Consider the following 14,183-nt stretch of genomic DNA (forward strand, 5'->3'; position numbering starts at 1 on the left):
GGTGGCTCACGCACCTCAGGCCGGAGGGGACCCATGACGGAACTGCCCCGCATCATCAGCGTCGACGACCACGTGATCGAACCCGCGCACCTGTTCGCGACCTGGCTGCCGGAGAAGTACCGCGACCGCGGGCCGCAGCCGCTCACCGCCGGGATCGGGGAGCTCGCCTACGTCGCCGGGAAGTACCAGATCACCATGGACCCCGACGGCCAGCCCACCGACTGGTGGATCTACGAGGACCTCAAGTTCCCGTACAAGCGCAACATCGCCGCCGTCGGCTTCGACCGGGACGAGATGACCCTGGAGGGCATCACGCGCGCGGAGATGCGCCGCGGCTGCTGGGACCCCAAGGCGCGGCTCGCCGACATGGACCTCAACCACGTCGAGGCGTCCCTGTGCTTCCCGTCCTTCCCGCGCTTCTGCGGGCAGACCTTCGCCGAGGCGCACGACAAGGAGGTCGCGCTGGCCTGTGTGCGCGCCTACAACGACTGGATGGTCGAGGAGTGGTGCGGGGACAGCGGCGGACGGCTCATCCCGCTCTGCCTGATCCCCCTGTGGGACATCGACCTCGCGGTCGCCGAGATCCGGCGCAACGCCGCCCGCGGGGTGCGCGCGGTGACCTTCTCCGAGATCCCGACCCACCTGGGGCTGCCGTCGATCCACTCCGGCCACTGGGACCCCTTCTTCGCGGTGTGCGAGGAGACCGGGACGGTCGTGAACATGCACATCGGGTCGTCGTCCCAGATGCCGGCCGCGTCCCCGGACGCGCCCCCCGCCGTCCAGGCCTCCCTTTCGTTCAACAATGCGATGGCCTCGATGATGGACTACCTCTTCAGCGGCGTCCTGGTGCGCTTCCCGCGCCTCAAACTCGCCTACTCCGAGGGCCAGATGGGCTGGATCCCGTATGCCCTGGAGCGCGCCGACGACGTGTGGGAGGAACACCGCGCCTGGGGCGGGGTCAGGGATCTGATCCCCGAGCCGCCGTCGACGTACTACTACCGGCAGATGTTCTGCTGCTTCTTCCGCGACAAGCACGGGGTCGCGTCCCTGGACGTGGTCGGCCGGGACAACGCGACCTTCGAAACCGACTACCCGCACGTCGACTCCACCTTCCCACACACCAAGGAGGTGGCCCTCGACCACGTCAAGGGCCTCGACGACGGGACGGTCTACAAGCTCATGCGCGGCAACGCGATCCGCATGCTGGACCTGGACTTCGACAAGTAAGGGATCTCGCGGCAATGGATCTCTCGGACACCCCCGAGGACGCCGAGTTCCGCGCCAGGCTGCGGGAGTGGCTCGGCAAGGCGCTGCCCACGCTCCCGCCGAAGCCGTCCCCGGACGACTGGCCGGGCCGCCGCGCCTACGACCTCGGCTGGCAGCGGACGCTCTACGACGCCGGGTACGGCGAAGTGCACTGGGGCACGTCTCCGACCGTACGGCTCATCTTCCTGGAGGAGACCGAGAAGGCGGGCGCACCCTATGTGGGCGCCAATTTCGTCGGCCTGCTGCATGCCGGGCCGACGATCGCCGCGGAGGGCACGGCCGGGCAGCGGGAGCGCTGGCTGCCGCCGATCCTGCGCGGCGAGGAGGTCTGGTGCCAGGGCTTCAGCGAACCGGACGCCGGGTCCGACCTCGCGTCGCTGCGCACACGCGCGTGGCGCGAAGGTGACGGCGACGACGGCAACTATGTGGTGAGCGGGTCCAAGATCTGGACCTCGCACGCGGAAGTCGCCGACTGGTGCGAGCTGTTGGTGCGCACGGACCCGGACGCCCCGAAGCACCGGGGCATCACCTGGCTGGCGATGCCCATGGACGCCCCGGGGATCACCGTACGGCCGCTGCGGACGCTCGCCGGGTCCGCCGAGTTCGCCGAGGTCTTCCTGGACGAGGTGCGGGTGCCGGTCGCCAACCGGGTGGGCGACGAGAACGACGGCTGGCGGGTGACCATGGTGACGCTGTCCTTCGAGCGCGGTACGGCGTTCGTCGGGGAGGTCGTCGCCTGCCGGCGCGTGCTCGGCGAACTCGCCCTCGAGGCACGGCGCAACGGCCGCTGGGACGATCCGGCGCTACGGCGGCGGCTGGGCCTGCTCAACGCCGAGTTCCGGGCGCTGTGGCGGCTGACGCAGTGGAACGTGAGCGAGGCCGCGAGCGGACACTCAGGACGCTCCGGACACTCAGGACGCTCCGGACACTCTGGGCGGGGCGTGCCCGGCATCGGGGGTTCGGTTTTCAAACTGAGGTATTCGCACGCCCGCCAGGAGCTGTACGACACCGCGGCCGACGTACTCGGTGACGCGGGCCTCGACCTGGACCGGCCCTGGGTGCTCGACCGGCTCTCCTCGCTGTCGTACACCATCGCGGCCGGTACCTCGCAGATCCAGCGGAACATCGTGGCGGAACGGATCCTGGGCCTGCCGAAGGGGCGGTGACGTGCGTTTTCAACTGACCGAGGACCAGCGGGCGTTGAAGGCCGGTGTGCGCGAGCTGCTCGACCGGCGGTTCGGCCGGGAGGCGCTGCGGGCCGCTCTCGCGCGCGCGGAGGCGGAAGGGCCCACGGTGGACCGGGCGCTGTGGCGGGAACTGGGTGCCGCCGGGTTCTTCGCCCTGCGGCTGCCGGAGGCGGACGGCGGGGTCGGACTCGGGCTGCCCGAGGCCGTGTTGGCCTTCGAGGAGGCGGGCCGGGCCCTGTTGCCGGGGCCGCTGATCGCCACCCACCTCGCGGCGGGCGTCGTGCCCGGCGCGGCGGAGGGGGAGACGGTCGTCGTGGACATCGACGGCGGCGCCGGCGGCATTGGCGGCGGTGACGGTGGGGTGGTGGAGTGGCTGGCGGCGGCGGATGTGGTGCGGGGGGATGCCTCGGGGGCTGTGGCGGTGCGGTCGGTGGATCCGTTGACGCCGCTGCACTTGGTGCCCGGACACTCGGCGCCCGACCCGGCGGGAGTGCTTCTCACGGCCGCCGAGCAGCTCGGCACCGCCACGCGCGCGTGTGAGGCGGCCGTGCAACACGCGCGTACGCGCGTGCAGTTCGGGCAGCCCGTCGGGGCCTTCCAGGCCGTCAAGCATCTGTGCGCGGAGTCGCTGGTGCGGGTCGAGGTGGCCCGGGTGGCGGTCTACGCGGCTGCCGTCACCGCCGACCCGGCGGACATCGCGGCGGCCCGGCTGCTCGCCGACGAGGCCGCCGTGCGCGGCGCCCGCGACTGCCTCCAGGTGCACGGCGGGATGGGGTTCACCTGGGAGGCGGACGTTCATCTGCTCCTGAAGCGCGCCTGGGTGCGTACCCGGCGTGCGGGCGGTGGTACACAGAGTGAGGAAGCGCTCGCGGAGGACCTGGTGGCGCAGACCGTCCGGTAACGCGCCTGCCTGCGACGACGGGTCGGGAGGGGGCGGACGGCCGTACGGGTGTCGCGGATTGTGGCACCACGAGGTCACGCAGCGTTGATGCCGGGTTGTGTCCGATGTGTGACCCGTCACGGCCCGGAGTCGGTGGGTCGCTCCGGTACCTTCTGTGGGATGCGAGTGGTTCCGAGCGCTGACCGAGCCGGTGGTGCCCCTGGGGCGGTGCCGGATTCGACGGTGCGCGCCGCCGCTCTCAGGGCGGACGGGCATATGGCCGCCGCCTGTTCGACTCCCCGGGGCGGGCGTCGCACAGTATGCCGCACGAGTACTCCTTCGCGCTGGAATATGCCCGAAGCGCTTGTTGAGGTGACTGTGTGTCAACCAAGCTGTCTCGTAAGGGATTCACGTTCCGTCACGCTGCCTCTGGCCGTTGTTCTGGTCATGCAGAAAATGGCTACGATCGTGGCCCCCGTCGTCATGGTGCACACGCGGCTCGCGTGGCTTGCGTGGCGCACGGCCATGTGTCCGCCGGTTCGGATGGTGTGAGCGGTGCAGGTGCTTCAAGTGCAGCTGGAGATCCGGCCCGACCCCGCTGAGGTGGGGCGGGCCCGGAAGTGGGCCCGGTCGCGCCTTGCCGGGTCCGGCATAGGGGACGACGAACCGCTCGCCGAGACGCTGATCCTGCTCGTCTCCGAACTCGTCACCAACGCCGTGGTGCACACCGGCTGTCCGGCCGTGGTGCGGCTGTCCCTGCCGGGCGCCGGACCGGCCGGGACGAGCACGGTCCGCCTGGAGGTGGTCGACACCAGCGAGCGCGCCCCGGTGCCCCGCTGCGTGGGCGACGAGGCCACGGGCGGCCGGGGCCTGGCCCTCGTCGACTGTCTGGCGGACCGCTGGGGCTGGAACGTCGAGGGCGGCGGCAAGCGCATCTGGTGCGAACTGGACCGCTGCGAGGGGCCCGACGAGAACGCGGCGGACCGCGGTGTGGCGGACCGGGGGAGCGTGGGAGACCGCGAAGGCGTGGGGGAGCGCGGGAGCGCGACGGGGCGTCAGGGCGTGCCGGGGCGCCTGGGCGCGGCCCATCCGGGGCCGGCGTATCCGCAGCCGGTGTACGAAGGGTTCGCCTTCGAGGCCGTGTGAGCGTTCGACGCCGCCTGGGCTTCGTTGCCGTGCGGCGAGCCATCCGTACGGCGGGTTGACGGGCGCACGGGTGTGAGGCGCCGTCAGGGCGCGTCGCACGGTTGCAGAAAGCGCTGTCGGCCCGTACCGGCGCGGCCTCGGTGCGCCCGGGTGTGCTTCTGTGCGCGTCCATCACAAATGGGGCGTAAGCAATAAATTCCCGTCCGGGTGTTGACGCGGCGTGTCCGTTTGATCACGCTTGTGGACAGCGATTCGCCGTGAGGGGACGGCGAGGGCCTCGGTGACGGAAGCCCTCGGCGAGTGTGGGTCGCGATTCGGCGTCGGATCCCTCAGGGCCGGAGGGGAACCGGGGAAGGTACGCCGAGTCGGATGGCGGCGCGCGGTGCCGTGCTCGGGGCGGGCAGCGGCGCGCCGCCATCCGGCGTTTCGAGGGGCGGGGCTCAGAGAACGGCCACGGGGGCCACCGGAGTTCCCGTGCCGCCGACGAACGGCTCGGGCATAGCCGACAGCAGGAATGCGTAGCGCCCCACTTCTCCACAGGCTGTGGACAACTTTTCGAGATTCCAGTTCTGGCCCTGCAGCATCCCCATCTCCACCAGGTCCAGGGCGTGCACGGGCAGCCACAGGTCCTCGATCTCCGGCGGGAAGATCTCGAACGTGAGGGTGTCGTTGGCGACCGCGGCCACGTCGCGCGCGTGGAACCACTCCGGCGTGCGCACCGAGAGCCCCGGCGACGGGAAGCCGTAGCCGTGCTTGTCGCCCGCCAGGTAGACCTGGATCTGCCCGGTCCGTACGAGGACGACGTCGCCGGCACGCACGCGCGTACCGGCCAGCTCCTCCGCGGCGTCCAGATCCTCGGGCGTCACCGCGTGCCCGCCCGCCAGCCGGTCGACGCCACGCGCGCGTGCCACGTCCAGCAGCACCCCGCGCGAGACGATGTGCCGCGCCTTGTCGATCCCGCTGAACTCCGCGCCGCCGTGCGCGGTGATGGTGGAGGCGGGTCGGCCGTTGTAGAGCTTCCCCGAGTGCGAGACATGCGTCAGCGCGTCCCAGTGGGTGGCCGCCTGCAGCCCCATCGTCACGGCGTCGTCGCTGCACGCGACCGTGCCCGGACCGAAGATCTCCTGGTTGATCTGCACCATGGCGTGCAGCGGATTGACCCGCCCCGGGATCATCCCGGTCTGCACGCCGTCCTCGCGCAGCGGGAGCGCCAGCGGGACCCGTCGCCCGCTCCGCACCTCGGCGGCGGCCTCGCGCACGACCTCGTCGGTGATCAGGTTGAGCGTGCCGATCTCGTCGTCGGCGCCCCAGCGCCCCCAGTTGTTGACGCGCTTGGCGATCTCGTGGAACTCCTCCGGCAGTGTCATCCGGTGCCTCCCCGGGGGTTGTCCTCGCCCGTCCGACGGGACTTAGAATCTAACGGTCCGTCAGAAACCGGGGAAGGGGCTCGTCGTGGGGAACTTCTTGGCCGGCAAGGTGGTCGCCGTCACCGGCGCGGGGCGCGGCATCGGCCGGGCGGTCGCACTGGCCGCGGCGGCCGAGGGGGCGCGGGTCGTCGTCAACGACTACGGGGTTGCCGTGGACGGCGGCTCACCCACCAGCGAGGTCGCCGAAGCGGTCGTCAAGGAGATCGAGGCGGCGGGCGGGGAGGCGGTGGCCGTCGCCGACGACATCTCCACCATGGCGGGCGGCCAGCGGATCGTGGACGTGGCGCTGGAGGCGTACGGCCGCCTGGACGGGGTCGTGTGCGTCGCCGGGATCCTGCGCGAACGGATGCTGTTCAACATGTCCGAGGAGGAGTGGGACCCCGTCGTCGCCACGCATCTCAAGGGCACGTTCACCGTGTTCCGGGCGGCGTCCGCGGTGATGCGGAAGCAGGGCGGGGGCACGCTGATCGGCTTCACCAGCGGCAACCACCAGGGCTCCGTCTCGCAGGCCAACTACAGCGCGGCCAAGGGCGGGATCATCTCGCTGGTGCGGAGCGCCGCGCTGGGCCTGCACAAGTACGGGGTGACCGCCAACGCGGTGGCGCCCGTCGCGCGGACGAGGATGTCGGCGGGCGTGCCGATGGAACTGGCCGAGATCGGGGAGCCGGAGGACGTCGCCGCGATGGTGATTTTCCTCTTGTCCGACCGCGCGCGGGAGCTGGGGATAACCGGGCAGGTCTACACGGTCGCCGGTGCGAAGATCGCCGTGTGGGCACAGCCGAGGGAACTGCGTGCCGCGTACGCCGAGGGCGGCTCCTGGACCGCTGAGCGGATCGCGGAGGCGTTGCCGGGGTCGGTGGGGGTGGATCCGATGCCGATGCTGGCGCGGTTGGAGGAGATGGCGCGGGCCGCGGCGGAGGGGAGCCGACCGAACGCCTAAGAGCTCGGGGAACCTGTGGTTCGGCGGGTGCGGGCTGGTTGTGGCTGGTCGCGCCCACGCGGCGGAGCCGCATATCGATACGGCCCCGCGCCCCTTGGGAATTGCAGTCACCCTTGATTCAAGGAGGTGAACGTGGACTTCGGATTCAGCGCTGAGGACAGTGAGTTCCGCGTCGAAGCTCGCGCCTGGCTCGACGAGCATGCCCCGCACGCGTCGGACCGCCGCTCCTGGGAGCGGACTCTCGGCGCCGACGGGTGGATCGGGATCGGCTGGTCGGAGGAGGGGTACGGGAACCGGACCGCCACCCTCACCCAGCAGGTCGCCTGGGCCGAGGAGTATGCGCGGTCGTCCGCGCCGCCCAGATCCGGGCACATCGGGGAGAACCTTCTCGCGCCCACCCTCCTCGCCCATGGCACGGCCGAGCAGAAGTCCCGCTTCCTGCCCCCGGTGGCCGCCGGCGCCGAACTCTGGTGCCAGGGCTACAGCGAGCCGGGCGCCGGATCCGACCTGGCCGGAATCCGGACGCGGGCCGAGCTCGCCCCCGACGGGCGGACGTACCGCGTCACGGGCCAGAAGATCTGGACGTCCCTCGCCCACGAGGCGGACTGGTGCTTCGTCCTGACCCGCACCGACCCGGACTCGACGCGCCACCACGGCCTGACCTTCCTCCTCGTCCCCATGGACCAGCCCGGCCGGATCGAGGTGCGGCCCATCCGTCAGCTCACCGGCACCAGCGAGTTCAACGAGGTCTTCTTCGACGGCGCACACGCGCGTGCGGAGCACGTGGTCGGCGGCGAGGGCAACGGCTGGCGGGTCGCGATGAGCCTGCTCGGCTTCGAGCGCGGCGTGTCGACACTGGCCCAGCAGATCGGATTCGCACAGGAGTTGGGCCAGGTGGTGCGTGCGGCGGTGCGGACGGGCGCGGCCGACGACCCCGTCGTACGCGAGCGGCTGGTGCGGCTGTGGGCCGAGCTGCGGACCATGCGGTGGAACGCGCTGCGGACTCTGGGCGGCTCCGGCGGGCCGGGGGCGCCCAGTGTGGCCAAGCTGCTGTGGGCGGGCTGGCACCAGCGGCTGGGGGAGGTCGCGGTGCAGGTGCGCGGCGCGGCGGCGAGCGCCGGCCCGTCGGACTGGACACCCTCCGCACCGTACGAACTCGACGAGACACAGCACCTGTTCCTGTTCTCCCGGGCCGACACGATCTACGGCGGCTCGGACCAGATACAGCGCACGATCATCGCCGAGCGCGTGCTCGGCCTGCCCAGAGAGCGCAAGGGGGTCGTCTGATGCGAGGTGTGGTGTTCGACGGGAAGCGGGCCGAGGTCGTGGACGATCTCGGTATCCGCGATCCCGGACCCGGTGAGGTGCTCGTCGCGATCTCGGCGGCCGGGCTGTGCCACAGCGACCTGTCGGTGATCGACGGGACGATCCCCTTCCCGGCACCGGTCGTGCTCGGCCACGAGGGCGCCGGGGTGGTGGAGGCGGTCGGCGCCGGGGTCACCCATGTCGCCCCCGGCGACCACGTCGCCCTGTCCACCCTCGCCAGCTGCGGGACCTGCGCGGAGTGCGACCGGGGGCGGCCGACGATGTGCCGGCAGGCGATCGGGCGACCGCAGAAGCCGTTCACGCGCGCGGGGCGGGCGGTGTACCAGTTCGCGTCCAACTCCGCCTTCGCCGAACGGACCGTGGTGAAGGCCGTGCAGGCGGTCCGTATCCCGAAGGACATCCCGCTGCCGTCGGCCGCGCTGATCGGGTGCGGGGTGCTCACCGGGGTGGGCGCGGTGCTCAACCGCGCACGGGTGGGGTACGGCGAGAGCGTCGTCGTCATCGGCACCGGCGGCATCGGGCTCAACGTCCTCCAGGGCGCGCGGATCGCGGGCGCCCTGCGGATCGTCGCGGTCGACTCCAACCCGGCGAAGGAGGCGGTGGCCAGGCAGTTCGGCGCGACGGACTTCCTGCCTTCCACCGAGGGCGTGCGGGACATCCTGCCGACGGGCGCGGACCACGTCTTCGAGTGCGTCGGCCGGGTGGAGCTGATCCGCCAGGCGATCGACCTGCTCGACCGGCACGGTCAGGCGATTCTGCTCGGCGTCCCGCCCGCGACCGCCGAGGCGTCCTTCCTGGTCTCCTCCCTCTACCTCGACAAGTCCATCCTGGGCTGCCGCTACGGCGCCGCCCGCCCCCAGCGCGACATAGCCCTCTACGCCGACCTGTACCGCGACGGCCGCCTCCTCCTCGACGAACTGATCACCCAGACCTACCCCGTCGAGGACTTCGAGAAGGCGACGGCGGACGCGGAGGCGGGCCGGGTGGCGCGGGGGGTGCTCACGTTCTAGGCAGCTGCGACAACTACTGTTTACGTATCGCCACTTGGTAACTATAGTTGTCGCATGACCTCGTCTGAGATCACCACTGAAGAGCAGACAGAGCTCGCCAAGGCGCTCTACGACGCCCTCCACCCGCTCGCATCGGCCTTGCGCAACCGAGCGTCAGGGCTGCCCGAGGACCGCATGTGGGAGGGGGAACCGGTCGAAGTGGCCCTGTCCGTACTGGCCGCCTGGAAGGTGGTGGACGCGGAGGTCAAGAGGTTGACGGCCATCGCGGCGGGAACCGCGGGGTCCTACGGCGCGAGCTACGAGCAGATGGGCGTCGTCTGGGGTATCACCCGGCAGGGCGCCCGCAAGAAGTGGCCCGACGCTGTCGGTCCACCGGCGACCACGGCAGCGCGCACAAGCGCCGTACTCGAACTATGCGGTGGAACAGCCGAAGTGACGCAGGAAACCTCGTCCGGCGGCTGGAGGTGGACCGCCGAGGGCGCCGACGGAACACACGGCGCGCCCGACGCCGACATCTGGTACACGACGAAGGAGGAGGCCGCAGCCCACGCGGGAGCCTTCCTGAAGGAGCATGCCCCCGGGCGGTCCTAGAGCCGGCATCGGGACCGTGCGGGCAGGTCAGTCGTGGTCACCTGGCAGGTCAGTCACATGCCGCGAGCAGCTCTTCGAGGGCGGCGCGGATGGCTTCGTCCTGGACGAAACCCCGCCAGCCGCCGTAGCAGCGGAGCCGCTGATCACGGGACAGCACATCGCGCAGGAGCTGCGCAGTGGGTCGGGCGGCGTGGCCGATCCGGGCCAGGTAGCGCACGGCGGGGAGCATGACCGGGAGACAGGTGCCCTCGGCCAGCCCCTGCACCGCACTCGTCATGGCCGGGACGGTGGTCCCGGTATCGCCGGTCGTGGCCCAGAGGGCATGCGCTGCCTCGACACGGGTCCAGGGGTCGTTGTCGGCGGTCATGGCCCGGAGCTGGTCCGCGTAGCGGGCGGCGTGCGGGCCGAGGTCGGCGAGTATGCGCAGGGCGGGGCGCGGGATGCCCGCCCCGGTGGCGACTCCTCCGACTGCTTCCAGGGCCGGTCCGGGCTCGCCGCCGAGCTTCCAGTAGACCCAGGCCGCGACTTCTGCGCGGGGTTCGCCGCTGCCCGATCGGGCCAACAGCAGGTCTCGTGCCCCGTCCCCCGCCGTTCCGATCCCTGCCAGCGCGTTCGCTGCCGCTGTCCAGGTCCGGTCGTCCTCCAGGAGGGGGAGCAGTCGGGGAACCGCCGCCTTCGCGGCGGGACCCCAGTCCGCGAGCAGCCGGCAGAGGTAGTTGAGCACGTGGTCGCTCGTGTCGGCGTCGAGCCACTCACCGATCGCGGGCACGAGCAGCTCGGCATGGTCGGGAAGGTGGCCCAGGACCTCGTGAAGCATGGGGAGGACGGCATCGTGCAGGCGGTCGGGGTCGTGATGGAGCGCGGAACGCGCGAAGCCCGATCGCGTGCCGGCCATCAGCTCGATCAGGCCCGGCAGGCATCGCGGATCGTTCATCCGGGCCAGTGCCCACAGCGCGGCCTCGGCGACGGTTGCCCGTTCCCCGGTGTCCCGGGCGGTGGTGTCGCCGAGCAGGACGGCGACCTCGTCGGCGTGGGCTGCGGCGGCCGGGCCGAGGCAGGCCAGCAACTCGGCTGCGCGGAATCGGACCTCGGGGGCAGGATCGTCCAGCCGCGCGGAGAGGGCGGGGAGGAGTGCGGTGCTCGCTGAGCGCCATCGCGCCAGCAACCCGCCTGCCTGGGCCAGTGCGGCGACCCGCTGGTCGACGTCGGGATGGTCTTCCAGAAGGCCGAGGGTGAAGGTGGGCGACGGCCCGGTGAACAGTGCTGCGGTCCAGCGGTGGACACCCTTGACGCCGGTACTGACCAAGCTGGTGTGGCGCCACAACTCGACGCTCGGGTCCCGGACCGCTTCCAGCAGGAGGCCGACCTGCCGTACGGCAAGGTTCAGGTCGGCCGGTGCAAGCGCGTGCACCGCCGCCAAGCGGATCTGCGCCTCCGGAGCGTCGAGCAGCCGGTGGAGCAGTTCCAGAGCCTCGCCGGCCCGCGCGCCGGCGGGCTCTCGTCCCGCCGCCCGGCCGAGCGCAAGGACCAGGTCGAGGCGTGTCGCCGGATCGGCCTCCGCATGCCAGCACCGCACAAGCGCCGGCAGGACGAGCTCACCGGGGCTCTCGCAGACACCGAGTACATGGGCCGCGCCCCGTCGGATCTCCGGGACGGAATCGGTGAGCAGGACAAGCACCTTCGGCAGAGCCTCTTCCCATGCCGACTGCCAGCCGGGGTCCACGAACCTCTCGGTCAGCCGCCCGGCCTCGGCCGCCAGGCTCCACACCAGTTCCGTCACCTCGCGGCGAGTCGGGAGCGGTACCTCCGGACTCCCGGCCAGGCGCACCAGAAAGGGCAACGCGGCCGAGGCCGCCGAGCAGATCCAGCCGCCCTGGTGGAAGATGCGGATGACGAGCTCGAACGCCGCGTCGTCGGCGTCCTCCGGATCCCCTCCCGCGCACCGGCGCAACAGGGCGGGCACATCCTCGGCAGACCCGTAGCTGTGCTCCAGCGCCGCCCAGTCAACCGCGTCCAGTCCCTCCCACATGCCCGCGACCCTATAGCCGGCCTGCCACACGGGCGACGAGATATCGGTGCTGTGGGAAGCCGCGAATCGATCGCACCACATCGAGGTCCCGAGGGCCGGATGACCGAACCGAAGAACCTGGCAGGGAACGGCACCTACCGTGATTCCATGACCTATCGCGACGTCGCCTCGAAAAGGGTCATGGTCTGGGCCTGCACCGCGGTGGGCGCCCGTATGCCGGTGGCCATGGCGCCGTTGGCGTTGGTGTTCCTCGTGCGCGAGCGGCCCGGCGGGTACTCGCTGGGGGCGGTGCTCGCGGCGGTGTACGTGATCGGCGAGATCGTGGGCGCGCCGGTGCTGGGGATGAGGCTGCGTCCCGAGCGGGCCCGTGCGCACCTTGCCGTCGGCCTCGCGGCCGGAGCCGTCGGGTTCGCGGGGCTGGGGGCCCTTCCGGGCGCGCATCCGGCCGTCCTCGCCGCGTTCGCGGTCGTCGCGGGGGCCGCGCCCGCCGCTGCCACCGGGGGGCTGCGGACACTGCTCACCGCGCTGGTGCCGGAGCGTGCGGTGGCGCAGGCGATGTCCGTCGAGTCGATGCTGACGGCCGGGGTGTGGGCGCTCTCCCCGGCCGCGGTCGCCGGTCTGGCGCTCGGTGTCGCGCCGCGCGTTCCCCTGGTGCTCGCCGCCGTTCTCATGGCCTGCTCGGTCGGTGGGCTGCGGTTCCTTCCGGCTGCCTGGGGTGGGGGTGACGAACGGGAGGGTGGCGCTTCGCAGTTGCGGGTGCTGGCCGGTGCCTGGCCGGTGTACGTCATGGGCGCGGCGAGCCTCACCCTGCTCGGGCTCTCCGAACTCGTCCTGCCCGCGCTGCTCGAACAGCGCGGCATCGGCGTCGGCTGGTCCGGCCCGCTGCTGGCCGGAATGGCCGTGGGCGGAGGGCTCGGTGCGTTCGCGTACGGCCTTCGGACCTGGCCGGGAAGGCTGCGTACCCGCAGCGTGGTGCTGATGGCGGGGACGGCGGTGTGTGTGGCGGCTGCCGCTCTGATACCCCGCACGGCGGGCATCGCGCCGGTACTGGTCGTGGGCGGCGCGCTCCAGTCGGCCGCGATGCTCACCCGCAACCTCGCCCTGCGCGAGGCCCTGCCGCCGAGTGCCCTGGCCGCCGGCTACTCGGTCATGTACGCGGCTGCGGGAGCGGGTTACGCGGCGACCGGCTCCCTCGCCGGGGCGCTGCTCCAGGTGGTGGCGCCGTCGACGGCCGTTCTGGCCGGGGTGGGTCTGACCGTGGCGCTCACGGGAGTCGGCTGGTGGGGCGAGGCGCGCCGCGCCGCCGGTTCAGCGCAGGGCGCCGACACCGCCGTGGCTCTCGGACCCGCCGCCGATGGTTGCGGTGTTCTCGGTCCGGAAGGTACGGCGGTACGCGGTCGGGGTGACGCCGAGCGCCGCCTGTAGGTGCTGGCGCATCGACTGGGCCGTGCCGAAGCCGGCGTCGCGGGCGATCTGGTCGACGGACAGGGAGGTGGTCTCCAGGAGGTGCCGGGCCCGTTCGACGCGCTGCTGGGTGAGCCACTGCCCCGGGCTCACCCCGGTCTCCTCGCGGAAGCGGCGGGTGAAACTCCGTACGGACATGGCCTCCTGGGCCGCCATGTCCCGCAGCTGGATGGGCTGGTGGAGGCGGCCGAGCGCCCAGGCACGGGCGGTGGTGGTACCGGCCTGCTGCGGGTCGGGCACGGGCCGCTCGATGTACTGCGCCTGACCGCCGTCGCGGTGCGGCGGTACGACCGTACGGCGGGCGACCTCGTTGGCGACGGCGGTGCCGTGGTCGCGGCGGACCATGTGCAGGCACAGGTCGAGGCCGGCGGCGACGCCCGCCGAGGTGAGGATGTCGCCGTCGTCGATGAAGAGGACGTCCGGGTCGACGTCGATCTTCGGGAAGAGTTGTTGCAGGTGGTCGGCCTCGGCCCAGTGGGTGGTGGCCGGGCGGCCGTCGAGGAGGCCGGCGGCGGCGAGGACGTAGACGCCGGTGCAGATGGAGGCGAGGCGGGTGCCGGGGCGGAGATGGGCGAGGGCGGCGGCGAGGTCGTCGGTGAGCACGCCCTCCTCGAAGACCGGGCCGAGTTCGTACGACGCGGGGATGACGACGGTGTCGGCGGTGGCGAGGGCCTCCGGGCCGTGCTCGACCGTGATCGAGAAGTCGGCGTCCGTCCGCACCGGCCCCGGCGGCCGGATCGAGCAGGTCACGACCTCGTACAGGTGCCGCCCCCGGGCGTCCTTCGGGCGGCCGAAGATGCGGTGCGGGATGCCCAGCTCGAAGGGGAGCAGACCGTCGAGGGCGAGCACGACGACGCGGTGCGGGCGATGGTCACGGCCTTGGCTCATGGCCCGATCCTAGCGAATGCTGGCCTTCG

At 71.9% G+C, this 14,183-nt stretch carries 12 protein-coding genes; 9 read left to right on the forward strand and 3 right to left on the reverse strand.

Annotated elements, in window-relative coordinates; genetic code table 11:
* Nucleotides 1–33: 33 nt before the first annotated feature.
* The 4 genes from ACFPIH_RS44355 (at nt 34) to ACFPIH_RS44370 (ending at nt 4,479) form a co-directional block, all read left to right on the forward strand.
* Entirely contained in the window at nt 34–1,227 is a 1,194-nt protein-coding gene (locus ACFPIH_RS44355; protein WP_381176977.1) for an amidohydrolase family protein, read from the forward strand.
* Nucleotides 1,228–1,241: 14 nt separating this feature from the next.
* Entirely contained in the window at nt 1,242–2,432 is a 1,191-nt protein-coding gene (locus tag ACFPIH_RS44360; protein WP_381176974.1) for an acyl-CoA dehydrogenase family protein, read from the forward strand.
* A gap of 1 nt (nt 2,433) precedes the next feature.
* Nucleotides 2,434–3,354, forward strand: a complete 921-nt coding sequence (locus ACFPIH_RS44365; protein WP_381176971.1) for an acyl-CoA dehydrogenase family protein — start codon at nt 2,434–2,436, stop codon at nt 3,352–3,354.
* A gap of 549 nt (nt 3,355–3,903) precedes the next feature.
* Complete coding sequence (locus ACFPIH_RS44370; RefSeq protein ID WP_381177305.1) at nt 3,904–4,479, forward strand: ATP-binding protein; 576 nt, start codon at nt 3,904–3,906, stop codon at nt 4,477–4,479.
* 440 nt (nt 4,480–4,919) lie between these two features.
* Here the strand turns inward: ACFPIH_RS44370 and ACFPIH_RS44375 are convergent, their stop codons facing one another.
* Nucleotides 4,920–5,846 (reverse strand): cyclase family protein, encoded by a 927-nt coding sequence (locus ACFPIH_RS44375; RefSeq protein ID WP_381176968.1) that lies wholly within the window; start codon nt 5,844–5,846, stop codon nt 4,920–4,922.
* An 85-nt stretch (nt 5,847–5,931) separates the two neighbouring features.
* On the opposite strand from ACFPIH_RS44375, the gene ACFPIH_RS44380 reads away from it, so the two are divergent.
* The 4 genes from ACFPIH_RS44380 to ACFPIH_RS44395 all read left to right on the forward strand — a co-directional run bounded on the left by ACFPIH_RS44380 (nt 5,932) and on the right by ACFPIH_RS44395 (nt 9,773).
* The gene (locus ACFPIH_RS44380) at nt 5,932–6,846 is read left to right on the forward strand and encodes an SDR family oxidoreductase (protein WP_381176965.1); all 915 of its coding nucleotides are present in this window, start codon (nt 5,932–5,934) and stop codon (nt 6,844–6,846) included.
* A 132-nt stretch (nt 6,847–6,978) separates the two neighbouring features.
* Nucleotides 6,979–8,133, forward strand: coding sequence for an acyl-CoA dehydrogenase family protein (locus ACFPIH_RS44385; protein WP_381176962.1), 1,155 nt, complete (start codon nt 6,979–6,981; stop codon nt 8,131–8,133).
* Entirely contained in the window at nt 8,133–9,182 is a 1,050-nt protein-coding gene (locus ACFPIH_RS44390) for a Zn-dependent alcohol dehydrogenase (RefSeq protein ID WP_381176959.1), read from the forward strand. The genes ACFPIH_RS44385 and ACFPIH_RS44390 overlap by 1 nt, the downstream gene beginning before the upstream one ends.
* A gap of 54 nt (nt 9,183–9,236) precedes the next feature.
* The gene (locus tag ACFPIH_RS44395; RefSeq protein WP_381176956.1) at nt 9,237–9,773 is read left to right on the forward strand and encodes a hypothetical protein; all 537 of its coding nucleotides are present in this window, start codon (nt 9,237–9,239) and stop codon (nt 9,771–9,773) included.
* A gap of 49 nt (nt 9,774–9,822) precedes the next feature.
* On the opposite strand, the gene ACFPIH_RS44400 is transcribed toward ACFPIH_RS44395, so the two are convergent.
* Entirely contained in the window at nt 9,823–11,802 is a 1,980-nt protein-coding gene (locus ACFPIH_RS44400) for a hypothetical protein (protein WP_381176953.1), read from the reverse strand.
* 147 nt (nt 11,803–11,949) lie between these two features.
* Here ACFPIH_RS44400 and ACFPIH_RS44405 point away from each other — a divergent pair, with 147 nt between their 5' ends.
* Entirely contained in the window at nt 11,950–13,227 is a 1,278-nt protein-coding gene (locus ACFPIH_RS44405; RefSeq protein WP_381176950.1) for an MFS transporter, read from the forward strand.
* Here ACFPIH_RS44405 and ACFPIH_RS44410 read toward each other — a convergent pair.
* Nucleotides 13,111–14,154 carry a GlxA family transcriptional regulator gene (locus ACFPIH_RS44410; RefSeq protein ID WP_381176947.1) on the reverse strand — a complete coding sequence of 348 codons (1,044 nt, stop codon included), beginning with the start codon at nt 14,152–14,154 and terminating at the stop codon, nt 13,111–13,113. The two genes, ACFPIH_RS44405 and ACFPIH_RS44410, sit on opposite strands and share 117 nt — an antisense overlap.
* Nucleotides 14,155–14,183: the final 29 nt, after the last annotated feature.

Origin of the sequence: Streptomyces vulcanius (genome assembly GCF_042653945.1) — a bacterium.
Classification (GTDB): domain Bacteria; phylum Actinomycetota; class Actinomycetes; order Streptomycetales; family Streptomycetaceae; genus Streptomyces; species Streptomyces mangrovi.